Genomic DNA, 23783 nt, shown 5'->3' with positions numbered 1-23783 from the left:
TCCGCCTCAGGCCCGCTGTCATGCGGTCTCAGGCCGTATCGCTATTCGATGAAGATGAGTGTATGAGAGGCGTGAAAAAGATGTAAGCAAGGAAAACTGCTGGATAACGTCAAAAAAATTGAGCAAAAAGCGATAAGGGAAAAGACAGGAAAAAGAAAACGGTAGCGCGCCGGCTACCGTGGGGAGAGGGTGTTACGGATCAGTTTAACCGTGCCCCAGATGCCAACGGCACGGCGGCCCCACTGCATCACCTTATTCGGGTGACGGGCAGTGTAGACCGCCATCAGGCTGGAGCCGATGGCCAGGTACTTTTTCATACCCATCAGCTTGATCCAGCCACGGTCATACGGGGCAGTCGCCACCAGCCACTGGTCACACTCATCCGTCAGATCTGCGCGCTGCTGCTGAATCAGGTAGAGCAGGCGCAGTTTTTCGGCATGGCGTTCACGTGGTCTCATGGAATTTTCTTCTCCAGCAGGGCACGGTCAATCTGCAACTGACGGCGTGTGGCCCCGAGCAGCGTAGAGTTTTTGGCTTTCACCAGCGTCCAGATGCCGATGGCAAACGCCAGCACCAGCAGAATGCCGGTGGTGATCCACAACGCCGGCTGGCGGTACGCCGGATCAATGGCCCAGAAGATCAGAACCAGTAAGCTGACCAGGCCAAAAGCCAGCAGGATTAATGAGATACCGGTCATCAGCAGCAACTGCACCAGGTGGGATTTCTCCTCCTCCAGTTCCAGTACCGCCAGTTTCACGCGGGTTTCAACAATGCCAACCACGGTGGTGACAACACGGTGCGCAACATCCAGGGCCCCTTTGGCCGGGCCCTGGGAATCAGTGGGTTTGCGATAATCCGTCATATCAGCGTCGTGCAATCAGAACGCCGATGATCACGCCGACAGCAGCCCCGATGCCGACCCCCTTCCATGGATTATCATGGACATAAGAATCCGCCTGGGTGGCGATCTCCTTGGTCTGGTGGACAACTTTGTCACTGGTGTCGCTCAGGCGTACGCGGGTATCTTTCAGGGTGCTTTCCGCACGGCTGCGGAGTTTGTCCCATTCGGCCAGCGGCTTTTCTGAAGAGGAGCGAAGCACATCTTCCAGCGTATCGGCCAGTGACTTGAGTTCTGCACGTAAACTATCCGAGGTGTAATCTTTTGCCATCAGGTGACTCCTTCATTTTCAGGACGGTCTTTTTAACATAGAGGATTTCCGGCGGTGCGCAAATGCGATTAATCTGGTTGATTCTTCACGCTTTTCGCGAGGCCTTCGCACGGCCGGAAGGGGGCTCAGGCCCACCCGGCCGGGTTATTGCCCGGCTTCGCGCAGCTCTGCGATTGCCTCTTCCAGTTTTTTCTGGCGTACGGCAATTTTTTCCTTATCGCCGCTCGCCTGTGCTTCCTTCAGATCTTGCTGCCGTTCGGCCACTTCCTGCTGCTTTTCCTTCGCCTTGTCAGCTTTTTCCGCAGCCAGGCTCTGGGCGGTACAATTGGCTTTGACTTCTGTCAGCGCCTTTTGCAGGCCCTTCAGCCGGTCAGCCTGGCCCTGTTCACGGGCATGGGCCATTTGCTGTTCGATCGCCTGCGCCTTACTTTCACAGGTTTCGACCGGCGCCGCGACACAGGCCGCTGAAAACAGTGACAGGGAGAGGACGAGTGTCAGGGGTGCGTGAAACGTCATCATCCGGTTCCTTATTCATCCCCGGGCGAGGTATGCGCTCTCACCCGGCACAGCGTTAAGCATAGACGGAAATTACGCATCCCCCCAAAAAAGCAGGCTTTTTCAGAAAAGTTTTGTGTCACAGGCCAAAAAAAACGCGCCGGATAGGCGCGTCTGTGGGTAGGGGGCGTAGCGGGCTAGCCGATACGCAGCTGATCATGGGTCAGCTTCTTTACCCAGGTTTGCTCCGCATTCACCGCGCGCTGCTCCACAATATAGCCCTGCGGAAGGATCACCGAGAGCGCCTCACGCGCCGCCTGCTGCTGCTGCGGCGAAGCCAGCCGGATGATCAGGGTGTCATTCTCCGGGGTAATACTTTTGATGCGGATGCCGCGCTGATCCAGATTCTGGTAAACAAAAAAGCCGTCCGGCAGGGTCAGCCCATGCCGCTCAGGGCGAATCGACAGCGCGTTCTCCTGGCTGTTGCCGCGCGGCAGGGCCAGCAGGCCCAGCAGGGCGAAGGCCACCATCAGGCAGACCAGCCACTGCCAACGCAACGGGGAGCTCAGGAAGGGGAGCTTCATACATGGTTTCCTTTATCTGAACTGCCGTGCCGCTTACGCCACAACACCACCAGCGAGCCAATCAGGCCCAGCACCAGCAGCACCAGCGGCAGCAGCATCAGGCAGAACATCAGTTGATCTTCATACTTCAAAAACAGCGAGGTTCTGCCGAGGAAAAAGCCCATCGTGGTCAGGATCACTACCCACAGGAAACCGCTCATCCAGTTAAAGAACTGGAAACGGCTGTTGCTGAGGCCGGAAAGCCCGGCAATGGTGGGCAGCAACGTACGCACGAAGGCCAGGAACCGGCCAATCAGCAGGGCAGACAAGCCATGCCGGTGAAACAGGTTATGCGCCCGCTGGTGGTACTGGGCAGGCAGGTGTGACAACCAGCTCTGCACCAGCCGGGTATTGCCCAGCCAGCGCCCCTGGATGTAGCTGAGCCAGCAGCCGAGGCTGGCGGCCGTGGTCAGCACCAGCAGCGTCAGCGGGAAATTCATGGTGCCTTTGGCAATCAGCACGCCCACCAGAATCAGCAGGCTGTCGCCCGGCAAAAAGGCAGCCGGCAGCAGGCCGTTTTCCAGAAAAAGGATAATAAACAGCAGGATATAGATTGCCCAAACCAGCGTGGGGTCGGCCAGTAACTCAAAATTTTGGTGCCACAAGGCGTGCAGCAGCTCTTTGATGATATCCATGTAGCGCGTCCGGAAACTCCATTACTTTTTAGGCCCGGTTTCCACAGTGCATCCTGTGCTGTGTTTCTTACCGGCCGATTAACGGGCGGAGGGCGGAGGTATCACGGGAGGGCCGTGACGTAACTTTTCCGCGTATTATCTGCGGCTTACCGGTTTTAGGGGTAATTATCTTAAAACGGGTAAAAAAAGTGGTCTAACTGTAACAAAAACCGTCAGAACGAAACAGCGGTAATCATACAGGTTCAATCATGTTTACATTGCATTGTATTAAGGCAGAAAAAAGCCGGACGGGTTTTACATAAATTGACATAAAATGCTGAACAGAAAAAAACCGGCGGACGCCGGTTTTAGGGGAAACGCCTTATTTGGGCAGGCTGAGGTGGTTTTCGAGGTGAACCACCGGGTTTTCTGCAAAAAGGTAACGGTCAACGTTGAATTCGAAATCGTCGGTGGTGGCATGGAACAGCATCTGTTTGGTGTTCTCCAGATGTTGCCACATCGCCAGCTTGGCCGCGTGCGGGTCTTTGCGCATCAGCGCTTTCAGGATCTGGTCATGATCCTCGCACCAGCTCTCAATCGACTTATCATCAATGTGCTCATGCAGTTTCAGCCAATAAGGGTTATGCACCCGCTGGCTCCACATCTTCTCCACAATGGTGGCCAGCGCGCTGTTCTGGGTCGCCATCGCCACCTGCACATGGAATTTCAGATCCCACTGGGAATCCCGGAAGCGATCCTCCTGCCGGGCATGATCCTGAATCTCCATCAGCTGCACAATATCCTGCTTGGTGACCTGGGTAGCGGCAAACTCTGCGATGTTGCTCTCAATCAGCTGGCGCGCCTGCAACAGCTCGAACGGGCCGACGCTGGCAAACTCCATCTCGGCGCTCGGCATCACCAGATGCTTCTGTTTGCTGGAGATCACATGGATGCCCGACCCTTTGCGCACCTCGACATACCCCTCTACCTCCAGCATGATGATCGCTTCCCGCACCACGGTACGGCTGACGTTCATCTCTTCAGAGATATAGCGCTCTGCGGGCAGCTTCTCGCCCACCGGATAGATGCCGGACTCGATACGCTGTTTAAATTCTGCGGCCAGTTGCTGGTAAAGCCGTCGCGATTCGGTGAATTCCATGGCAGTGCTCTTGGGTAAAAGGTAAGTGGGAAAAGCCGGCGGTGATGATAGCAAGTTATGGCGGGCATGTTTACCCAAAGTCGTCCCTGCGCCATAACCTGTTATACCACTTTATTATAGCGCAGCCGTACGGCGTGGCCTATGGCACAGGGCGCAAAAACGAAAAAACCCGGCACAGGTGCCGGGTCAGGAAACGGCCTTCGCAGCGGCGTCAGGCTTTTGCCGTGGCCGGCAGCTCAGCCGCCGGTTGCAATTCAGCCGCCGGTTGGTTTTTCAGCAGCGTCCAGATCACCACCGCACCCAGCAGGTCAAACACCGCCAGCGCCGCGAACAGCGGGCTGAAGCCCAGGGTATCCGCCAGCGCGCCGACCACCAGGGCAAACATGGTGCTCGCCGTCCAGGCCGCCATGCCGGTCAGCCCGTTAGCAGTGGCGACTTCGTTACGGCCGAAAACGTCTGACGACAGGGTGATCAGCGAGCCGGACAGCGCCTGGTGGGCGAAGCCGCCGACGCACAGCAGCGCAATCGCCGCGTAAGGGCTGGTGAACAGGCCGATGGTGCCGGGGCCAATCATCAGCACTGCGCCCATGGTCACCACCAGCTTGCGTGACACAATCAGGTTCACGCCAAACACCCGCTGGAACAGCGGCGGCAGGTAACCGCCGACGATGCAGCCGAGGTCGGCAAACAGCATCGGCAGCCAGGCAAACATGGCGATCTCTTTCAGGTTGAAGCCGTAGGCTTTGAACATGAACAGCGGGATCCAGGCATTAAAGGTGCCCCAGGCCGGTTCTGCCAGGAAGCGCGGCAGGGCGATGCCCCAGAACTGGCGGTTTTGCAGGATCTGCCAGGCCGTCATCTTTTTGGCATTGTTGGTCTGGTGGTGCGCTTCCTGGCCTTCCAGGATGTAGCTGCGCTCTTCGGCGCTGAGTTTCTTTTGATCTTTCGGGTGCTTGTAGAAAATCAGCCAGCAGAGCGCCCAGGCCAGGCTCAGCACGCCGGTAATAATGAAGGCCATTTCCCAGCTGTGCGCCACAATCGCCCAGACCACCAGCGGCGGGGCGATCATCGCCCCGATTGAGGAGCCGACGTTAAAGTAGCCCACGGCAATCGAACGCTCTTTCGCCGGGAACCACTCACTGCTGGCTTTCAGCCCGGCCGGGATCATCGCCGCCTCGGCCATACCCACCGCGCCGCGCGCCAGCGCCAGGCCGCCCCAGCTGCTGGCCAGCGCAGTACACATACAGAAGATGGCCCACATCACGGCAAACATCGCATAGCCGATCTTGGTGCCGAGCACGTCAAGGATATAACCGGCAACCGGCTGCATCACGGTATAGCAGGCCGAGTAAGCCGCTACGATATAGGAGTACTGCTGTGTGGTGATGTGCAGCGTGCTTTCGAGGGTTGGGGCAGCAACTGCAATGGCATTGCGCGTCAGGTAGCCGAGCACGGTGCCGACAGTCACCAGTGCGATCATGTACCAGCGCAGCCCTTTGATCTTACGCATATAACTCACTCCCAGTCATCTGATAGGCGATGGGTGCCGCGGTATGCAGCCCCAGAACACAACGGCTCTCTCCAGGGAATGGCCGTTGGCGCTTCGTATAATTTTTATGGGAGAAGCCCAAAGGCCGGGGCTTCTGCCGGCGCGCACTGCTTAAGCCCGCCGGAAAGGGCTGCAACCGGCCCCGCCGTGGCAGGCAAACAGAACCGGTGCAGCACAAAACGCAAGCACCTTAACTTGTCATACAGATTTAAAAGTTGAGTGACATCACAAAACCCATTTTTCAATTAGGCAATACTGCTAACCATGACGGAAGGGTGCGACAGCGCACGCATTTTTGTTAATTAAGCCGGAACAGCCCGGCTCAGCGCAGTATCATCAGGCTACCGGGCGTGACGAGAAAGTGCTGGACGCCCCCCAGAATTGGTGTGATAACTTTGTCCGTGAGACGGATCCTGTTTCGAATGCAAGGTGAGGAACCTACTATGTCGTCCTTTATGACCGAAGATTTTCTGCTCGACAGTGAGTTTGCCAAACGGCTTTACCATGACTATGCCAAAGACCAGCCGATTTTTGACTATCACTGTCACTTGCCGCCGGAGCAGATTGCCCAGGACTATCAGTTCACCAATTTGTATGACATCTGGCTGAAAGGCGATCATTACAAATGGCGGGCAATGCGCACCAACGGCGTGGCAGAACGCTTCTGTACCGGTGATGCCTCCGACTGGGAAAAATTCCTCGCCTGGGCCGACACGGTGCCGCACACCCTCGGCAACCCGCTCTACCACTGGACGCACCTGGAGCTGCGCCGCCCATTCGGTATCACCGGCACCCTGCTGTCAAAAGAGACGGCGGAAGAGGTCTGGCAGCGCGGTAATGCACTGCTGAGCCAGCCCGCCTTCAGCGCGCGCGGCATTATGCAGCAGATGAACGTGAAACTGGTCGGCACCACCGATGACCCGGCCGACTCGCTGGAACACCACAAAACGATTGCCGAAGACCGCAATTTTGACATCAAAGTGCTGCCGAGCTGGCGGCCGGACAAGGCGTTCATCATTGAAGCGCCGGGCTTTACCGACTACCTGACCCGCCTGAGCGCGGCGGCGGACGTCGCCGTCTCCCGTTTCAGCCATGTGTGTGACGCGCTGACCGCCCGGCTGGATCACTTCGCCGCCCATGGCTGCAAAGTGGCAGACCACGCGCTGGACGTGGTGGTCTACGCCGAGGCCGATGAGGCCACGCTGGACGGCATCCTCGCCCGCCGCCTGACCGGCACGCTGCCCACCAAAGAAGAGAGCGCCCAGTTCCGCACCGCGGTGCTGCTGTTCCTCGCCGCCGAATACCAGAAACGCGGCTGGGTGCAGCAGTACCACATCGGCGCGCTGCGAAATAACAACACCCGGATGCTACAGGCGATTGGGCCGGACATCGGCTTTGACTCGATCAACGACCAGCCGCTGGCGGAACCGCTGTCACGCCTGCTGGACGCCCAGGCGCGCAACAATGCGCTGCCGAAAACCATCCTCTACTGCCTGAACCCGCGTGATAACGAAGTGATCGGCACCATGGTCGGCAACTTCCAGGGCGAAGGGATGCCGGGCAAGATGCAGTTCGGTTCCGGCTGGTGGTTTAACGACCAGAAAGACGGCATGCTGCGCCAGATGACCCAGCTCGCCAACCTCGGCCTGCTGAGCCGCTTTGTCGGCATGTTGACTGACAGCCGCAGCTTCCTCTCTTACACGCGCCATGAATATTTCCGCCGCGTGCTCTGCCAGATGATGGGCCGCTGGGTCGAAGACGGCGAAGCGCCGGCTGATATCGGGTTGCTCGGCAGCATGGTGAAAAATATCTGCTTCGATAACGCGAAAAACTATTTTGCGATTGAACTGAACTGATGCCGTGGGCGGATCGCTCCGCCCGTTTACTTCTTATCAGGCGACGGCCGTTAAAGGTTGATTATGCAAAGCATCATAAAAATACACTCTCTGGATAATGTCGCAGTCGCCCTGCGCGATCTCGCCGCCGGTGAAACCGTCACGCTGAATGACCAGCAGGTGGTGTTGCCGCAGGCGGTGGCGCGCGGCCATAAGTTCGCCCTGTACCCGATCGAGGCGGGGCAGAACATCATCAAATATGGCTTGCCGATCGGCCATGCGCTCACGGCGATTGCCGAAGGTGAGCACATCCATTCACAGAACGCCAAAACCAATCTAAGCGATCTGGACGAGTACCGTTACCAGCCGGAGGCCGCGCCGCTGCCGACGCAACCGGCAGACCGCGAGGTGCAGATCTACCGCCGGGCCAACGGCCAGGTTGGTATCCGCAACGAACTGTGGATCATCCCGACGGTGGGCTGTGTCAACGGCATCGCCCGCCAGATCCAGAGCCGTTTCCTGAAAGAGACAGACGACGCGCCCGGCATCGACGGCGTACACCTGTTCGGCCACACGTTAGGCTGCTCGCAACTGGGGCAGGACCACGAGAACACCCGCACCATGCTGCAAAACATGGTGCGCCACCCAAATGCCGGCGCGGTGCTGGTGATCGGGCTGGGCTGTGAGAACAATCAGGTAGATGTGTTCCGCAGCACGCTGGGCGAGATCGATGAAACGCGCGTGCGGTTTATGGTCTGCCAGCAGCAGGATGATGAAGTGGAAGCCGGGCTGGAGCAGTTGCGCGCGCTTTATCAGGTGATGCGCGATGACCGCCGGGTGCCGGGCAAACTCAGCGAGCTGAAATTCGGGCTGGAGTGCGGCGGCTCGGACGGCCTCTCCGGCATCACCGCCAACCCGTTGCTGGGGCGCTTCTCCGACTATGTGATCGCCAACGGCGGTACCTCCGTGCTGACCGAAGTGCCGGAGATGTTCGGGGCCGAGCGCATTCTGATGAGCCGCTGCCGCGACGAACTGACCTTCGACAAAACCGTCAGCATGGTCAACGACTTCAAGCGCTACTTTATTGCGCATAACCAGCCGATCTACGAGAACCCGTCGCCGGGCAACAAGGCGGGCGGCATCACCACGCTGGAGGAGAAATCCCTGGGCTGTACCCAGAAAGCGGGGCAGAGCCAGGTGGTAGACGTGCTGAAATATGGCGAGCGGCTGCACACGCCGGGGCTGAACCTGCTGAGTGCGCCGGGCAATGATGCCGTCGCCACCAGCGCGCTGGCCGGGGCGGGCTGCCACATGGTGCTGTTCAGCACCGGCCGCGGCACCCCGTATGGCGGCTTTGTGCCGACGGTGAAGCTGGCGACCAACAGTGAACTGGCAGCCAAGAAACCGCACTGGATCGATTTCGACGCCGGGCAGTTGATCCACGGCAAACCGATGGATCAACTGCTGGCGGAATTTGTTGATCTGATCGTGGCGATCGCCGACGGCAAACTCACCTGCAACGAGCGCAATGACTTCCGCGAACTGGCGATCTTCAAGAGCGGGGTCACGCTGTAAGATCGTACACACAGATCAGGCGCACGGGGCGATATAGCATTGTCACCGGCAGCCGCACTGGCTAAAATAGAAACAGCGTTTCATATCCGGCGCTCTCTCAGGGAGCGCCGTTTTCTTTTGCACGGCAGGCTTCAGGCGGGGCAGGGCGTATGACGTTGTACGGGTTTGCGCAGGGAATGGGGGTGCTGGCGTTTCTGGTCGGTATCACGATGTTTTTCAACCGTAACGACCGCCGCTTCAAGCAGCAGCTCGCGACTTACAGCGCCATTATCGGCACCCACTATTTTCTGATGGGCGGCCACTCCGGGGCAATCAGCGCCTGGCTCAGCGCCATCCGCACGCTGGCGGCGCTGCGCACCCGCAGCCTGTGGGTGATGTGGTTGTTCATCGCCCTGACGCTGGGGCTGGGGTTAGCCAACGCCCACCACCTGATGGAAGTGCTGCCGATTTGCGGCACCGCCGTCAGCACCTGGGCACTGTTCCGCACCTCAGGGCTGACCACCCGCTGCGTGATGTGGTGCTCCACCTGTTGCTGGGTGGCGCACAATATCTGGCTTGGCTCGATTGGCGGCTCGCTGATTGAGGGCAGTTTCCTGTTGATGAACGGCCTGAACATTATCCGTTTCTACCGTCTGCAACGGCGCGGCATCGATCCGTTCAGGGTCGAGAAAGCGTTAAAGCAGGAGGAGGAGGGCGGGACACTGCCCTCCGGCAAAGCGGGTTAGCGGCCGCCGTTGGGTTCCGGCGCCAGCGCCAGCGGCGGCAGTTGGGAAAAGGTGTTCAGCAGCCCTTCGCCCCAGCCTTTGCGGATCATGGCAAAATAGGGGTGCTGCTCGGTGATGCGGAACTGCTGCGCCACGCTGAAACTCTCGTTGGGGTAGATCAGCGCATCCAAAGGCAGCCCCACGGAGAGGTTACTACGCAGGGTTGAATCCATCGAGATCAGCGCGCACTGCATCGCCTGCTCCAGCGGCGTGTCGTAGGTCAGCACCCGGTCAATGATCGGCTTGCCATATTTGCTTTCCCCCACCTGGAAATAAGGGGTGTCGTGGGTCGCCTCAATGAAATTCCCCTCGGCGTAGATCTGGAACAGCCGCGTCTCTTCGCCGTGGATCTGCCCGCCGAGCAGCAGGCTACAGCTGAAATCGGTGGTGCCGCCCTGATTGGCCCCGCTGTCACGCGCGATCACCTCGCGCACCGTTTCACCGAGCAGGGTGGCGGCATCATACAGCGAGTGCACATTCATCAGGTTGCGCTGTTCCGGGTCCTGCGCGCGCCGGGTCAGCAGGCTGATGATGCTCTGGGTGGTCGCCAGGTTCCCGGCACTTTGCAGCACCAGCATCCGCTCCGCGCTCTGGTGGAAAATGTGCAGCTTGCGGAAGGTGGAGATGTGATCCACCCCGGCATTCGTGCGTGAATCTGAAACAAAAACCAAACCGGATGCCAGCCGCATCGCCACACAGTAGGTCATCGGAACGCCCTTTCGTTGTCAAATTTCATGATTGCCATTGTGATTGCGTGTTATCCCCCATCGACGCCACCGCCGCGACGGTGTGCATCGCCTCCGATCCGCCGCCGAGCCGGATGCCGCGCACCGGGCAGGCGTCCAGATAGTCGATGCCGATCGCCAGCTTCAGGTGCTGGTTAGGCCGGCAGGTATTGTTGGTCACATCAAAACTGTGCCAGCGCTCATCCAGCCAGGCTTCGGCCCAGGCGTGGGTCGCCACGTGCTCTGAGTCCTCTGAGTATAGATAGCCGCTGACATAACGTGCCGGAATGTTCAGGCTGCGGCAGCAGGCCAGAAAGACGTGGGTGTGATCCTGGCAGACGCCCTGGCCGGCCGTAAAGGCGTTGGCGGCGCTGTCGGTCACGCTGGTGGTGCCGGGGCGGTAGGGCATCCGGTGCAGCAGCTCGTTCATCATGTCGCATAAGCCGAGATACTGCGCCTGCGGCGCGCAGAAGCGCCCGGCGAATTCCCGGATCGACAAGTCTGGCTGCGTCAGCGGGCTGTGGCGCAGGAACACCAGCGGCGACAGGTGGCCCTGTTCGCTGTCCTCGGTGTCATCCTGAATCTCCACCACGCCCTGCGCCTCAATGGTGATCGCCTGATGCGGCCGGTCGAGCGTCAGCACATGCAGCACGTTGCCGTAGGCATCTGAGGTTTCGGTGGCTTCCTCCGGCAGGGAGAGTGACCAGGCGAGAATATGCTGGTGGCTGGAGTCCTGCGGCGTCAGGCGCAGATATTGTGTGCTGCGTTTTACCTGTTGGGCGTAGGTGTAATGGGTGCGGTGGTTGATGGTAAGTTTCATTGTGCCTCCAGGTACGAGCGGTGGATGCTGGCCGCGATGTCGTTGAGTTTTTCCAAAAATTGCGACAGCCAGTTGCCCAGCCCCGGTTGCAGCACATCCTCCAGCGTGCTGAAGCGCAGCTCAGCGTACAGGGCGTGAACCCTGAGGCGCGCCTGATTGCCGCTGGAGCCGCCAATCAGCTCCAGTTGCTCCATCATGTCGCTGAGGCAGGCCAGCAGGGATCGCGGCAGCTCATCCCGCAGGATCAGCAGCTCGGCTATCCCCTCGCGGGTGAATTGCTGTTTATAGAGGCTGTGGTACGCCTCACGGGCGCTCACGGCGCGCAGCAGGGTTTCCATGCGGTAGTACTCGCGCACCGGGTCGTGGTCATCATCCAGCAACCGGTCTTTGACGCCGAGCAGGCGCGCGGTGCTGTCGGCGCGCTCAATCAGCGTGCCGAGCCGGATAAAGTAGAGCGCGTCACTGCGCAGCAGGGTGCCGAACATCGCGCCGCGAAACAGGTGCGAACGCTCTTTCACCCAGTCGAAGAAGGCGTCCGCGCCCACCGAGCCGACCCCTTTGCGGCGGATCAGCTTCATCTCAATCCACGAGGCGTTGATCGACTCCCACACCTCCGACGACAAACTGCCGCGCACTGCGTGGGCGTTGTTCCAGGCCATTTGCAGGCAGCTGAAAATGCTGCTGTGGTTGAGGTTGCTCAGGGCAAAGAAGTCGAGCAGGTTGGTCATGCTCAGCTGCGGGTAGTTCGCCTCGAACAGCTGCTGGGTGCCGTTCATGCTCAGCGGCACCTGAAGGTCGATGTGGTGGTTATCGCGGATCGGCATCAGCGAGAGTTTGTTGGTGACGTCGAGGATGCGGGCGGTATTCTCCGCGCGCTCCAGATAGCGCGCCATCCAATAGAGTTCACTGGCAGTGCGGCTCAGCATGCGTCATCCTCCAGAACCCAGGTGTCTTTGGTGCCGCCGCCCTGCGAGGAGTTCACCACCAGCGAGCCTTCCGCCAGCGCCACCCGCGTCAGGCCGCCCGGCACCAGCCGGATCTCTGCGCCGGTCAGAGCAAAGGGGCGTAAATCGATATGGCGCGGGGCCAGCCCGTCACTGACAAAGGTCGGGCAGGTGGAGAGCGCCAGCGTCTCCTGCGCGATGTAGTTCTCCGGCCGGGAAATCAGCCGGTCGCGGAAATCTGCGATCTCCTGTTTGCTGGCAGCGGGGCCGATCAGCATGCCGTAGCCGCCCGCGCCGTGTACCTCTTTCACCACCATCTGATCCAGCCGGTCAAGCACATAGGAGAGCTCCGCCGGGCGGCGGCACTGCCAGGTCGGCACATTGTTCAGGATCGGCTCCTCCCCCAGGTAGTAGCGGATCATCTCCGGCACATAGGGGTAGACCGATTTGTCATCCGCCACGCCGGTGCCGATGGCGTTCGCCAGCACCACGCCCCCGGCGCGGTACACCGACAGCAGCCCCGGCACGCCGAGCATCGAGTCCGCGCGGAAAGCCAGCGGGTCGAGGAAGGCGTCATCAATCCGCCGGTAGATCACGTCCACTTTGCACGGCCCGGCGGTGGTGCGCATAAACACGGCGCCATTTTTCACAAACAGATCCACGCTCTCCACCAGCTCCACGCCCATCTGTTGCGCCAGGAAACTGTGCTCAAAATAGGCGCTGTTGAAGCGGCCGGGCGTCAGCACCACCACCGTCGGGTCGTTGACCGGCGAGCTTTCGCGCAGGGTCTGCAACAGGTGCGAGGGGTAGCGCTCCACCGGCGCGATGCGCTGCTCGGCGAACAGCTCCGGGTAGAGCCGCATCATCATTTTGCGGTTCTCCAGCATGTAGGAGACGCCGGACGGCGTGCGCAGGTTGTCTTCCAGTACGTAGTAGCTGCCGTCGCTGTTGCGCACCATGTCGATACCGGCAATGTGCGCATAGATGTCGCGGTGGAGGTTCACCCCCTGCATACAGGGCTGGTACTGGTCGTTCGCCAGGATGTGCCCGGCCGGGATAAGCCCCGCCTTGATGATGCGCTGGTCGTGGTAGATGTCATGCAGGAAGGCGTTGAGCGCCTGCACCCGCTGGCGGATGCCGCGGTCGAGCATTGCCCACTCATCGGCCGGGATGATGCGCGGTACGCTGTCAAACGGGATCAGGCGTTCAGCGCCGTCATCCTCGCCATACACATTAAAGGTAATCCCCACCCGGTGGAACAGCAGCGCGGCTTCCTCGCGTTTGCGCTGCACGGCCTGCTGATCGGCCTGTTGCAGCCACTGCCAGTAAGCGCCGTAATGGCTGCGGTGGCGGCCTTCGGCCAGCAGCATCTCATCAAAAAAGGGTGACGCGTCGATGTCGATATTAATCATTGATACCTCGCGAACAAGACAGGCGGTTCAGGGCGCAACAGGGACCACGCACAAAGTGTGCCAGCAGGTAAAACCGGCCGGAATAATCAAAGAAAAGGACGTCTTGGCACTGTTTCGGTGCGGGAGGCCAGCGGGCTGCTTTACGTCAGAGCAAAAGGCGTAAAGGAAAAAGCGCCGCTGGCTTAAGTATGGTTGCTGCTTCGGGAATCGGGTAGGGAGCGCGCGTAATGTTGCCGGGAAAGGGGGGAGCAGGCGGGAAGAAACCGGTATGCGGCGCATACCGGTCAAGGGCATCAGCGGCGCACGGCGATCGCTTCGATCTCGATCTTCACATCTTTCGGCAGGCGGGCCACTTCCACGCAGGAGCGCGCCGGGAACGGGGCGTCGTGCTCATTGAAGAAGGCTTCATAGGTGGCGTTGACGGTGGCGAAGTCGTTCAGGTCTTTCACGAACACCGTGGTTTTGACGATATCCGCCACGTTCAGGCCCGCCTGTTCCACGATGGCTTTGACGTTCTCCAGCGACTGGCGCGCCTGGGCGGCGATGTCGTCCGCCACGGCACCGGTTTTCGGGCAGACCGGGATCTGGCCGGAGGTAATAATCATACTGCCGAGGTCCACGCCCTGGACATAAGGGCCGATGGCGGCCGGGGCGAGTTCAGTGCTGATGGTACGGGACATGACTTCTCCTGGTTATGGGTTAAGCATCTCCGGCATTATAAGGAGCGGGCGGCGCCCTGCACAAGCCGCGCCGCCGTGCCGGTCAGTCGTTATTCAGCACCACCTGGCGGCTGAACGCTTTCTCGCAGTAGTTGCAGGTCAGGCGCACGTCGCCGTCGCGGGCAGTCACGCTGAACCGGGAGGCCACCGGCTCGCTGCGGCTGATGCAGTTACCGTTCGGGCAGCGCAGCACGCCGTGGATCTGCTCCGGCAGCGTCGGCATGATCTTGCCGACCACGTCGTAGTCATCGATGCGGTTGACGGTGGCATCCGGCGCATAGAGCGCCAGCTGGTTGACCTGCTGGTCAGTCAGGAAGGTGTTTTCAATTTTGATGATGTCTTTGCGCCCAAGCGCGTTGGACGGCAGATTGAGGCCGATGGTGATGCGCTGCTCAGTTTCCGTCAGCTTGAACAGCGTCAGCAGCTTGAACCCGACGCGCGCCGGGATGTGGTCAATCACCGTGCCGCATTTGATGGCTTCCACCTGCAATTTGTTTTCATGACTCATGGTTGCGCCTCCTTCAGGCCGTCAGATCAGCGGGTAATTCAGGGGTCAGGACCAGCGCCAGCAGCGCCTGGCGGGCGAAGATGCCGTTACCGGCCTGCTGGAAATACCAGGCGTAAGGCGTTTTATCGACGTCCGGCGTGATCTCATCAATCCGCGGCAGCGGGTGCAGCACCTTGAGGTTGTCACGTGCGCCGGCCAGGTCGGCGGCGCGCAGCACGAACTGCGCCTTCACGTTGGCATATTCAGACGGGTCGAGCCGCTCTTTCTGCACCCGCGTCATGTAGAGGATGTCCAGCTCCGGCACCACTTCTTCAATGTTGTCATGCAGGCTGTATTCAATGCCGCGCTCTTCCAGCATCGCGAGGATGTACTCCGGCATCGCCAGCGCATCCGGGGCGATGAAGTAGAAGCGGTTGCCTTCAAATTTCGCCAGCGCCTGGGTCAGCGAGTGCACGGTGCGGCCATATTTCAGGTCACCCACCATGGCGATGTGCAGGTTATTCAGCCGCCCCTGGGTTTCGCGCAGGGTGAAGAGATCCAGCAGGGTCTGGGTCGGGTGCTGGTTCGCGCCGTCCCCGGCATTGAGCACCGGCACGCCGCCGGAGAACTCCGCTGCCAGCCGCGCCGCGCCCTCCTGCGGGTGGCGCATCACAATCGCATCCACATAGGTGCTGATCACTGAGATGGTATCGGCCAGCGTTTCGCCCTTTTTCCCCAGCGAGGTGTTGCTGCTGTCAGAGAAGCCGACCACCGACGCGCCCAGCCGGTGGATGGAGGTTTCGAACGAGAGGCGGGTGCGGGTGGACGCCTCAAAAAAACAACTGGCGATCACGCTGTGCTTCAGCAGCTCCGGCTGGGGGCGCGCTTTCAGCGCGGCGGCGGTGTCGAGCACCAGCTCCAGCTCCTCGCGGCTGAGATCGTTAATTGAGATGATGTGTTTGTGGTACAGCGGGTTGGCCATGGTCGCTCTCCTGTTCGTTCCCCCGTGCAGGGGAATGCCGGTATGTTCGGGCGTCTGATCTTTTCGGGCATGTGACATAAGCTGCCGCCGGAACGCAGACAAAAAAAAGCCCCTCAACGAGGGGCATTCTGCGATCGGGCAACGGGAGGAAAAACGGCGTCGCGCCCCTGCGGGGGCAGGGCGGTGCAGCGGTATTCAGCAACAAAAACAGCAACGTTTTTCATGGATTCTCCCGGCAAATTGTGGCGCATTATACGCACGCCGCTTTACTCTGCAAGATCAAACTTCACACTTTGTATTCACAACAATAGTCACAGCGCAATCGTTTGTCTGCGGCAGTTGAGCGATATCGTACCCTGGCCGGAAACGTTACCCCGATCGCGGTAGCGTCATCTCTCTGGCGTATAATGAAACGCTATTTCACTTTAACCAGGGGCGATCATGATTACCGGGAATATCCATTCACTGGCACTGCTGCCATACCTGCCTGCACCACTGTGTGCGGCGATTGATTATGTAAAACAGAACGTTACGGACGACACGCCGATCGGCAAACATACCATCTGCGGCAGTGACGTGTTTGTGCTGATCTCTGAGGACAGCACCGAACCCACGGCGCAGCGGCGCGCGGAATACCACGCCGAGTATCTGGACATCCAGATTGTGTTGCGCGGCCAGGAGGGCATGACCTTCAGCACCCGCCCGGCGGGGCCGCCGGAGACTGACTGGCTGGCGGACAAGGACATCGCGTTTCTGCCGCAGGGGGAGCAGGAGCGCACCGTGGTGCTCCAGCCGGGCGACTTCGTGGTGTTCTACCCCGGCGAAGTGCATAAACCGCTGTGCGCCGTGGGCGAGACCGCGCCGGTACGCAAAGCGGTGATCAAGATGCGCGTCAGCGCGCTGTAGGCGGAGGCGTTACTTCACCACCGGCGCGGGTGGTGCAGGCGGGTGAGCGCATCGCCCGCCGCATTGTGCCCCCGCCTTCTTTCTGAGCGCCGGTTCAGCGTGTGAAGATCTCTTTTAGCCAGTCCACAAACACCCTTACCCGCGGCGAAAGATGCCGGTTATGGGGGTAGAGAACCGAGACCGGCATCGGCGGCGGCGGGTTGCCCGGCAGCAGTTCATGCAGAATACCTTGCTGCAACTCTCGGGCAATCCGGTATTTAGGCACCTGAATCAGACCAATCCCGGCAATGGCCGATGCCGTATAAATTTCTGCACCAAACACGGAGATGGCGGTAGGAATCGTGACTTCCTGCATGGCGCCATTCGCCTCAAATTCGAACGGAAAAGGTTTTCCACTGGTAGGCGAGACATAGTTGATCGCTTTATGGTTTATCAGGTCGGCCAGGTTTTGTGGTTCGCCATAGGTTTTGATATAGGCCGGGCTTGCACAGGTCACCTGCGGCAGGTTGGCCAGATGCCTGCCGATTAACGATGAATCCCTGAGCATACCTGCCCGCACCACACAATCGACACCTTCCTGAATAAGATCAACGAAACGGTCGGTTTCACTAAACGATAACTCAATGCCCGGGTACCGCTGAATAAACGCCGGCAACGCCGGGATAACGAAGAAGCGTGCTAACGTGCCATGCAAATCTACCCGGAGCCTGCCTTTAGGCTGGCTCTGCCGGAAAGCAAGCTCCGCCTCTTCCAGTTCTGCCAGCAGATTTACGCAGCGGTGGTAATAGGCTTCGCCATCTAACGTCGGGCGTACCCGCCGGGTGCTGCGCTCCAGCAGCCGCGTACCCAGCCACTGTTCGAACTGGTTCATCACATGCGTCAGCGTTGCACGGGGGATGTCAAGATCCTCGGCGGCGGCAGTGAAGCTGTTGCGCTCGTAGATACGAACAAAGATTTTCATGGCACGAACCTGATCCATAAAGCTCCACGTTTATTGTTCCATCAGGCTGAACAGTATTGCCCAATACGCCCCCTTTATTCCAGGCAGGAACGCTGTCAGCCTGAGACCGAGTTCCGCTCTCTCATGGCTTCTTATCGGGGATCATCACTATGCATACGCTTGTCGCTATCGCATCCGGCTTCTGTCTGCTCTGGCTCGTTCAACGGTTGGCGCGTTTTTTCAATCTGAGGCCAGGCATTGCCGACAGGGCGTTCGCGCTGCTCTGGCTGGTGGCTTGTGCCATTCATGGCCTGATGGGCATAGCAGCCGGTTACAGCATCGCCATGGAGCTTGCCGTGGGGACGCTGGTGTTTCTGGTACCGCCGGCAGGGCTGGCGGCCCGCAGGCGGTACGCGGCACGTAACAAAGACACCGGCCAGCCCTGAAACCCGCTTATTTTACGGCGGCCCAACCCGGGCTCACACGAACCCCCGTCTCTCTCACCCGATAAGGCCCCCGCTATAGACCAAATTGCGCATTTATTGTTGATGAATATTGAATAGTGAAGGCGAAAATGGGGCATTTATCCCAAATATCCGCTGTGAGACTCTGTTCCTGCACCACACACCCAACTCAACTAACAGACAGGAAAAGCCATGAACACTTCTGACAGCAAAGTAGCCATCGTTACCGGCGCCTCCCGTGGTATCGGCAGTGAAATCGCCCGGCGTCTTTCCCAGGATGGCTTCAGCGTAGTGGTGAACTACGCCAGCAGCGCAACAGAGGCGGATGCCCTGGTGGCGGCTATCCAGGCACAGGGCGGGCAGGCGTTGGCCGTTAAGGCGAATGTGGCCAGTGCTGAGGATGTACGCCGCCTGTTTAATGAAACAGAGCAGTATTTCGGCAGTGTCGACGTCGTGGTCAACAACGCCGGTATCATGGCCCTGGCGACCCTGGCTGAAACAGACGATGAAACCCTGGATCGGCAAATCGACATCAACTTCAAGGGTACGTTCAACACGATGCGGGAAGCGGCCAGACGCATGCGCGATGGCGGCCGGGTGATCAACTTTTCCTCAAGCGTAGTGGCGATGCTGCAACCCACTTATGGCGTGTATGCCGGTACCAAAGCGGCCGTAGAGGCGATGACCAGCGTCTTCGCCAAAGAGTTGCGCGGCCGCAACATTACCGTCAACGCAGTGGCACCCGGGCCAACCGCGACGGATCTTTTCCTGAATGGCAAGCCACAGGAGGTTGTCGACCGGCTTTCCAGACTGGCCCCGCTGGAACGTTTGGGCCAGCCACAGGATATCGCTGCCACTGTCGCTTTCCTGGCCGGCCCGGACGGCGGCTGGATCAACGGCCAAACCCTCCGCGCCAATGGCGGGATTATCTGAATCGCTCTGCTGTCCGTTAACCTTATTGTCTGGAGAAACATATGAAACATGTCATCGTTATCACCGGGGCATCCAGTGGGTTTGGCGCCCTTACCGCACGCGCACTGGCCCACGCCGGGCACACCGTTTATGCCAGTATGCGGGAGACGCAGGGGCGTAATGCACCCCAGGTTGCGGAGGTAGCCCGCTACGCCCATGCGCATCAGGTAGATCTGCGTAGCGTGGAGCTGGATGTTGCCGACAGTGGCTCCGTGGAGGCGGGTATTGCGAAAATTATCGACGAGGCCGGGCGCCTTGACGTGGTGATTCACAATGCCGGGCATATGTCGTTCGGCCCGGCAGAGGCTTTTCTCCCTGAACAATTTGCCCAGCTTTATGACATCAACGTGCTGAGCACCCAACGGGTGAACCGCGCTGCGTTGCCTTACCTGCGTCAGCAGGGCAGTGGGTTGGTGTTGTGGGTGTCATCCAGCAGCGCCCGGGGCGGCACGCCGCCTTACCTGGCTCCCTATTTTGCCGCCAAAGCCGCGATGGATTCTCTGGCCGTGTCTTATGCCGGGGAACTGGCTCGCTGGGGGATTGAAACCTCCATTATCGTGCCGGGGGCGTTTACGAAAGGGACAAACCATTTCGTTCACTCCGGCACGCCTGCCGATAGCGCCAGGGCGGCCGAATATCACAACGGCCCCTACGCCGGGGTGCCGGAGCAGAGCCTTGCTGGCCTGGCCGCGCTTGAGCCGGCGGATGCCGATGTCGCGGACGTCGCCCGTGCGATTGTCGACATCGTGGCGATGCCGTCAGGCAGCCGCCCGTTCCGCCGCCATATCGACCCGTCTCAGGACGGCGCTGAAATCGTCAACGCCATGGCGGACCGTGTGCGGGCGGAAATGTTGCGCCGTATTGGCCTTGAGGACTTGTTGCATATACGTACAAATCCCTCTTCTCAGCCTCAGGAGCACAACACATAATTAAGGTGAACAACGCTCAGGCTGCCCCGGCCTCCTTATTTTCCGGCTACTTCACCACCGGCAGATCGGCAAAGCGGGTGGTGTAGGCGGGTGAGAGCATCGCCCGCCGCATCTGCCAGCTTTTCTGCACACCCTGACCGGCGAACCACAGCGAGCCTTTGCCGGTGCGGTTCAGGCGGTCTACCACCTGCATCAGCGCTTCGCTGTTGGCGCGCGGGGCCAGCTCATCAAACAGGCCGAGCTGCGCCACGCCTTCGTTGTAAAAATCCCCCAGCATCACGCCCGCTTTCATGTAGCGATAACCTGTCTGCCAGATGTGCTCAAACGCCTGCATCGCCAGCGCAATAATGTCGCGCGTGTCCTGGGTGGGCGTCTGGCATTGGGCAGTGGCGTGCGGGGTGTAGTGATCGCCGCTGGCGTCATGCGGGCTGGTGCGGATAAACACCGTGACCTGGCGGCAATAGCGGCGCTCGCCGCGCAGCTTCTCCGCCGCCCGCTCCGCAAAGGCGCACACCGCCTGGCGCACCTCCTCTTTGGCGGTGAGCCGGTGGCCGAAAGAGCGGCTGCACACAATCTGCTGTTTTGCCGCAGGCTCCAGCTCCAGCGCCAGGCAGGATTCGCCGCGCAGCTCACGCACCGTGCGCTCCAGCACCACGCCGAACTGTTTGCGGATAAGCCCGGTATTGGCCTGCGCCAGATCCAGCGCGGTATGGATGCCCATCAGCATCAGCCTTTTGCTGAGGCGGCCGCCAATGCCCCACACTTCAGACACCGGCACCAGCGCCATCAGCTTGCGCTGGCGCAGCGGGTCACTGAGATCGACCACGCCGCCGGTTTTCCGCCACCGCTTGGCCGCGTGGTTCGCCAGCTTGGCCAGGGTTTTGGTCGGGGCGATGCCGACGCCGACTGCCACATGCGCCTCTTTTTGCACCCGCGCCTGCACCCGGCGGCCATACTCCTCCAGCGGCATCAGCCGCGCCATGCCCTGCAACAGGAGCCAACTCTCATCGATGGAGTAGATCTCCGTGGCCGGGGCCATCTCTTCCAGAATGGTCATCACCCGGTTGGAGATATCGGCGTACAGCGCGTAGTTAGAGCTGAAAACATGCACGCCATGCGCCCGGAAATAGTCGCCCAGTTTGAAATAGGGGTCACCGGTTTTCAGCCCCAGCCGCCGCGCCTGCGCGTTACAGGCGATCACGCAGCCGTCATTGTTGCTCAGCACCGCCACCGGCTTTCCCCATAAATCGGGCCGGAACACGGTCTCGCACGAGGCATAAAAGCTATTTACATCAACCAGGGCGAACATAGTGGCGGCTGGCGGCGGGGGAGATGATGAACATCTTAATAGAGCGGAAAGGCAACATAAGCATGGTTCCTGAATTTGCTGTATATAAAAACAGTACCTTTGAAGCCCCTTTTTATCAAGATGCCACATCACTTATTCAATTAAGGCGATGAGCGCCCTCAGCAAGCCGGTTATCGTGCGGTAGCGTTCATTTACGCGTTCTACGCCGATAAAATCGCGGCTTTCATAAACAGAGGTCTCCCGGTTAAAAAACAGAATATCCATGTCCGTTTCACCGACGACCGCACCGTTTTTAAATGCATCAGGAAACAGGTCAGGCACGGCGTGTAAATTGGCTGATTGTTTACGTAAATCCCGCTCATCCTCTTTGTCATCGAAATAACCAAATAACCGCACGCCGTTAAGATCAAAGCCATTCATTTGCCGCAAGAACGGCAGATAACTCTCAGCAAAACGATCGCCGCCCAGGGTGACTAATACCCGCTGACAGGCGCTGACCTGATCTTCACGAATCCCCGCCTGGTCTTCATACCCGGCATCCGCATAGGATTGCTCTATGTCATGCAGCGCAGCAATAAGCGTCACGAGTTCCTGTTTTTCACTGTTCATGGTTGCCTCTGCGGATAAATTTTCCCTTTGGGGATGGGCCAATAAACGGATTTTGACTGCCCATACTCTAATTCACTCACTATGCGCCGTTGGGCATTGGTGAAAACCGTATGTTCAGGATCATTTTTGATCAAAATAAGATTATGAAAATCGTTCGTGCCGGTGTCATCTAAAGAAATCTTATGATGCACAGACCACCCCCGTGCAGGTATTTTTCCCTTTGCCATTTCAAGGCGTTGTGCAGGTGTAAACCTCATTAACGCAGCAGGATCAGCCGCCAAAGATTTTAAAAAATCAGGCCGTACCCGGTTGTTAAACTGGTTTCTCAAGAGCTGATAGTCATCGCGTTCTCTGCGTAAGTAATCGATTTTTACTACGCTGATTTGTTCCAAAAACCGCTGTTTACCTTTCGCTTTTCCCAGGTAACTGTGCAGTTTTTCCAGTTCGCTTATGGACATCGTATTGCCTGTACGACGCACTGCCAGCAAGAGAGAAGATAAGGCAATCACGCTGCCGGCTGTTTTTTCATTGAGTATCTGGCTATAACCCTCTGCTGCCTCACCACCCAAAGCCTGCGCTGTTTCCGCAAATGCCGCGATATTGCCGTTATAAATACCGCCGGCAGCCAATAAACGCCCGACAGATTTGCTGTTCAGCATTTTCCCTGCCTGAGCATGTTGTTCGGGGTCCGTATAAGCACTGCCATAATTGAACCGCTGCGTGGGTGCAGCCTTAACGCTCCTCCGTGCGGCGACGGCCCGGTTATAGCCAGAGATAACCTCATGGACATACCAACTGTGATATCTGCCCGGATCGCCGCAAACCAGATCGCCATGCTCATTAACATGAAAGGGGTGATGGAATGCGCTCCAGTGCGCCATAAGGTCAATGCCAATCAACCAGCCTATTTCAAGCCAGTGTTTCACCCGATCATAGACTGGATCGGCATAGCCAGCCGGGGCACGCTGCCAGGTTTGCCTGCCTGAATATAGACGATGGGGGAGTTCAAAGAAGCCGCAACAGGAGTAACGGCGGGGCTCAAGGTCATAATGCGTTTCCACCTGCGCCAGTGCGTCCCGTGGCGAGAGAATCAGCGGGAAATCTTCTGGAGAGAGTGCTCGTTCAATGTCACGACTCTGATAGAGAGTAAACATAGGTACCTGCTTATCCTTGCAGTATGTAAGGTTAAGAGGAAATATTACGCCGCGTCTGAAAAAAAGCATCCGACGTGAGCATGACCGGGCACACAGTTTTTATAAGGGATGTCACCGGAATTTACGCCCGGCCCTGCCTTTCATCAACCCAGCCAGAAAAACGATTTACATCAACCAGGGCGAACATAGTGGCGGCTGGCGGCGGGGGAGATGATGTAGGTGACCACGCCGAAGATATGCAGATCCTGCCCTTCGCGGATGACGATCGGCGTGTAGGCCGGGTTCATCGGCACCAGCGCCCAAAAAGGGCGGGTCTGCAAACATTTGATGGTGAACTCGCCGTCAACGGCGGCGATCACGATGTCCCCGTCGGCGGCGGTCAGGGCGCTGTCCACCATCACCAGGTCGCCGTCACGCACGTTGGCGTCAATCATGGAATCGCCCGCCACGCGCAGGAAATAGGTGGCGGAGGGGTGGCGAATCAGCAGCTTGTTGAGGTCAATCCGTTCCTCCACAAAGTCTGCCGCCGGCGAAGGGAAACCCGCCGGGATTACCACATTAAAATGTGCTGAAAACGCCTCATCGGCCTGAAGAACGGCTTTGATGAACTGCATGGGAAAACCCTTTT

Annotated in this window: 27 protein-coding genes; 7 read left to right on the top strand and 20 right to left on the bottom strand. The window is 59.0% G+C overall.

Annotated features, from left to right (window positions below; genetic code table 11):
* Positions 1-173: 173 nt before the first annotated feature.
* The 8 genes from CYR55_RS04755 to CYR55_RS04720 form a co-directional block, all read right to left on the bottom strand.
* Positions 174-458: a YqjK-like family protein gene (locus CYR55_RS04755; protein ID WP_101814995.1), complete on the bottom strand. Its 285-nt coding sequence runs from the start codon at positions 456-458 to the stop codon at positions 174-176.
* Positions 455-862, bottom strand: a complete 408-nt coding sequence (locus tag CYR55_RS04750; RefSeq protein ID WP_101814994.1) for a phage holin family protein — start codon at positions 860-862, stop codon at positions 455-457. Before CYR55_RS04750 ends, CYR55_RS04755 begins: the two co-directional genes overlap by 4 nt.
* Position 863: 1 nt before the next feature.
* On the bottom strand, positions 864-1169 hold the full coding sequence (locus tag CYR55_RS04745; protein WP_101814993.1) for an ElaB/YgaM/YqjD family protein: 306 nt from the start codon (positions 1167-1169) through the stop codon (positions 864-866).
* 144 nt (positions 1170-1313) lie between these two features.
* Positions 1314-1688: a DUF1090 domain-containing protein gene (locus CYR55_RS04740; RefSeq protein ID WP_146000946.1), complete on the bottom strand. Its 375-nt coding sequence runs from the start codon at positions 1686-1688 to the stop codon at positions 1314-1316.
* A gap of 173 nt (positions 1689-1861) precedes the next feature.
* Positions 1862-2194, bottom strand: a complete 333-nt coding sequence (gene mzrA / locus CYR55_RS04735) for an EnvZ/OmpR regulon moderator MzrA (protein WP_241522084.1) — start codon at positions 2192-2194, stop codon at positions 1862-1864.
* 50 nt (positions 2195-2244) lie between these two features.
* Positions 2245-2922, bottom strand: coding sequence for a DedA family protein (locus tag CYR55_RS04730; RefSeq protein ID WP_101814990.1), 678 nt, complete (start codon positions 2920-2922; stop codon positions 2245-2247).
* Positions 2923-3283: 361 nt separating this feature from the next.
* Positions 3284-4060, bottom strand: coding sequence for a transcriptional regulator ExuR (exuR, locus tag CYR55_RS04725; protein ID WP_101814989.1), 777 nt, complete (start codon positions 4058-4060; stop codon positions 3284-3286).
* A gap of 211 nt (positions 4061-4271) precedes the next feature.
* Positions 4272-5570, bottom strand: a complete 1299-nt coding sequence (locus tag CYR55_RS04720) for an MFS transporter (RefSeq protein ID WP_101814988.1) — start codon at positions 5568-5570, stop codon at positions 4272-4274.
* Positions 5571-6052: 482 nt separating this feature from the next.
* Here CYR55_RS04720 and uxaC point away from each other — a divergent pair, with 482 nt between their 5' ends.
* The 3 genes from uxaC (at position 6053) to CYR55_RS04705 (ending at position 9744) form a co-directional block, all read left to right on the top strand.
* Entirely contained in the window at positions 6053-7465 is a 1413-nt protein-coding gene (uxaC, locus tag CYR55_RS04715; protein WP_101814987.1) for a glucuronate isomerase, read from the top strand.
* A 63-nt stretch (positions 7466-7528) separates the two neighbouring features.
* Positions 7529-9019 carry a UxaA family hydrolase gene (locus CYR55_RS04710; RefSeq protein ID WP_101814986.1) on the top strand — a complete coding sequence of 497 codons (1491 nt, stop codon included), beginning with the start codon at positions 7529-7531 and terminating at the stop codon, positions 9017-9019.
* A gap of 149 nt (positions 9020-9168) precedes the next feature.
* A complete protein-coding gene (locus CYR55_RS04705; RefSeq protein WP_101814985.1) occupies positions 9169-9744 on the top strand; it encodes a YgjV family protein in 576 nt (191 codons plus the stop codon).
* Here CYR55_RS04705 and CYR55_RS04700 read toward each other — a convergent pair.
* The 7 genes from CYR55_RS04700 to pyrB all read right to left on the bottom strand — a co-directional run bounded on the left by CYR55_RS04700 (position 9741) and on the right by pyrB (position 15872).
* Positions 9741-10490: a proteasome-type protease gene (locus tag CYR55_RS04700; RefSeq protein ID WP_101814984.1), complete on the bottom strand. Its 750-nt coding sequence runs from the start codon at positions 10488-10490 to the stop codon at positions 9741-9743. The genes CYR55_RS04705 and CYR55_RS04700 overlap by 4 nt on opposite strands.
* A gap of 25 nt (positions 10491-10515) precedes the next feature.
* Positions 10516-11328 carry a transglutaminase family protein gene (locus tag CYR55_RS04695; protein WP_101814983.1) on the bottom strand — a complete coding sequence of 271 codons (813 nt, stop codon included), beginning with the start codon at positions 11326-11328 and terminating at the stop codon, positions 10516-10518.
* Positions 11325-12254, bottom strand: a complete 930-nt coding sequence (locus CYR55_RS04690) for an alpha-E domain-containing protein (protein WP_101814982.1) — start codon at positions 12252-12254, stop codon at positions 11325-11327. The genes CYR55_RS04695 and CYR55_RS04690 overlap by 4 nt, the downstream gene beginning before the upstream one ends.
* Complete coding sequence (locus CYR55_RS04685) at positions 12248-13684, bottom strand: circularly permuted type 2 ATP-grasp protein (protein ID WP_101814981.1); 1437 nt, start codon at positions 13682-13684, stop codon at positions 12248-12250. Before CYR55_RS04685 ends, CYR55_RS04690 begins: the two co-directional genes overlap by 7 nt.
* Positions 13685-13977: 293 nt before the next feature.
* Complete coding sequence (gene ridA / locus CYR55_RS04680; protein WP_072931797.1) at positions 13978-14364, bottom strand: 2-iminobutanoate/2-iminopropanoate deaminase; 387 nt, start codon at positions 14362-14364, stop codon at positions 13978-13980.
* A gap of 82 nt (positions 14365-14446) precedes the next feature.
* A complete protein-coding gene (gene pyrI / locus CYR55_RS04675; RefSeq protein ID WP_101814980.1) occupies positions 14447-14911 on the bottom strand; it encodes an aspartate carbamoyltransferase regulatory subunit in 465 nt (154 codons plus the stop codon).
* Between the two features lie 13 nt (positions 14912-14924).
* Complete coding sequence (pyrB, locus tag CYR55_RS04670; protein WP_101814979.1) at positions 14925-15872, bottom strand: aspartate carbamoyltransferase; 948 nt, start codon at positions 15870-15872, stop codon at positions 14925-14927.
* A 441-nt stretch (positions 15873-16313) separates the two neighbouring features.
* Between pyrB and CYR55_RS04665 the strand changes: the two genes are divergently transcribed.
* Complete coding sequence (locus CYR55_RS04665; RefSeq protein WP_101814978.1) at positions 16314-16778, top strand: NanQ anomerase/TabA/YiaL family protein; 465 nt, start codon at positions 16314-16316, stop codon at positions 16776-16778.
* A 94-nt stretch (positions 16779-16872) separates the two neighbouring features.
* Here CYR55_RS04665 and CYR55_RS04660 read toward each other — a convergent pair whose 3' ends face one another.
* Positions 16873-17757, bottom strand: coding sequence for a LysR family transcriptional regulator (locus CYR55_RS04660; protein ID WP_101814977.1), 885 nt, complete (start codon positions 17755-17757; stop codon positions 16873-16875).
* A 131-nt stretch (positions 17758-17888) separates the two neighbouring features.
* Between CYR55_RS04660 and CYR55_RS04655 the strand changes: the two genes are divergently transcribed.
* From CYR55_RS04655 to CYR55_RS04645, 3 genes are all read left to right on the top strand, one after another.
* Entirely contained in the window at positions 17889-18164 is a 276-nt protein-coding gene (locus tag CYR55_RS04655) for a hypothetical protein (RefSeq protein WP_101814976.1), read from the top strand.
* Positions 18165-18374: 210 nt separating this feature from the next.
* Entirely contained in the window at positions 18375-19115 is a 741-nt protein-coding gene (locus CYR55_RS04650) for an SDR family oxidoreductase (RefSeq protein WP_101814975.1), read from the top strand.
* A 41-nt stretch (positions 19116-19156) separates the two neighbouring features.
* Positions 19157-20083 (top strand): SDR family oxidoreductase, encoded by a 927-nt coding sequence (locus CYR55_RS04645; RefSeq protein WP_101814974.1) that lies wholly within the window; start codon positions 19157-19159, stop codon positions 20081-20083.
* A 46-nt stretch (positions 20084-20129) separates the two neighbouring features.
* On the opposite strand, the gene umuC is transcribed toward CYR55_RS04645, so the two are convergent.
* The 4 genes from umuC to umuD all read right to left on the bottom strand — a co-directional run bounded on the left by umuC (position 20130) and on the right by umuD (position 23769).
* The gene (gene umuC, locus CYR55_RS04640; protein WP_101814973.1) at positions 20130-21392 is read right to left on the bottom strand and encodes a translesion error-prone DNA polymerase V subunit UmuC; all 1263 of its coding nucleotides are present in this window, start codon (positions 21390-21392) and stop codon (positions 20130-20132) included.
* A 132-nt stretch (positions 21393-21524) separates the two neighbouring features.
* Positions 21525-22001: a YrhA family protein gene (locus tag CYR55_RS04635; protein ID WP_101814972.1), complete on the bottom strand. Its 477-nt coding sequence runs from the start codon at positions 21999-22001 to the stop codon at positions 21525-21527.
* Positions 21998-23155: an HNH endonuclease signature motif containing protein gene (locus CYR55_RS23930; RefSeq protein WP_241522076.1), complete on the bottom strand. Its 1158-nt coding sequence runs from the start codon at positions 23153-23155 to the stop codon at positions 21998-22000. The genes CYR55_RS04635 and CYR55_RS23930 overlap by 4 nt, the downstream gene beginning before the upstream one ends.
* Positions 23156-23325: 170 nt before the next feature.
* Positions 23326-23769, bottom strand: coding sequence for a translesion error-prone DNA polymerase V autoproteolytic subunit (gene umuD, locus CYR55_RS04615; RefSeq protein ID WP_101814968.1), 444 nt, complete (start codon positions 23767-23769; stop codon positions 23326-23328).
* Positions 23770-23783 lie beyond the last annotated feature (14 nt).

It is taken from the genome of Chimaeribacter californicus (genome assembly GCF_002858675.1).
Taxonomy (GTDB): domain Bacteria; phylum Pseudomonadota; class Gammaproteobacteria; order Enterobacterales; family Enterobacteriaceae; genus Chimaeribacter; species Chimaeribacter californicus.
The sequence above is the reverse complement of the archived record's forward strand: the minus strand, read 5'-3'. Positions and strand labels throughout refer to the sequence as shown.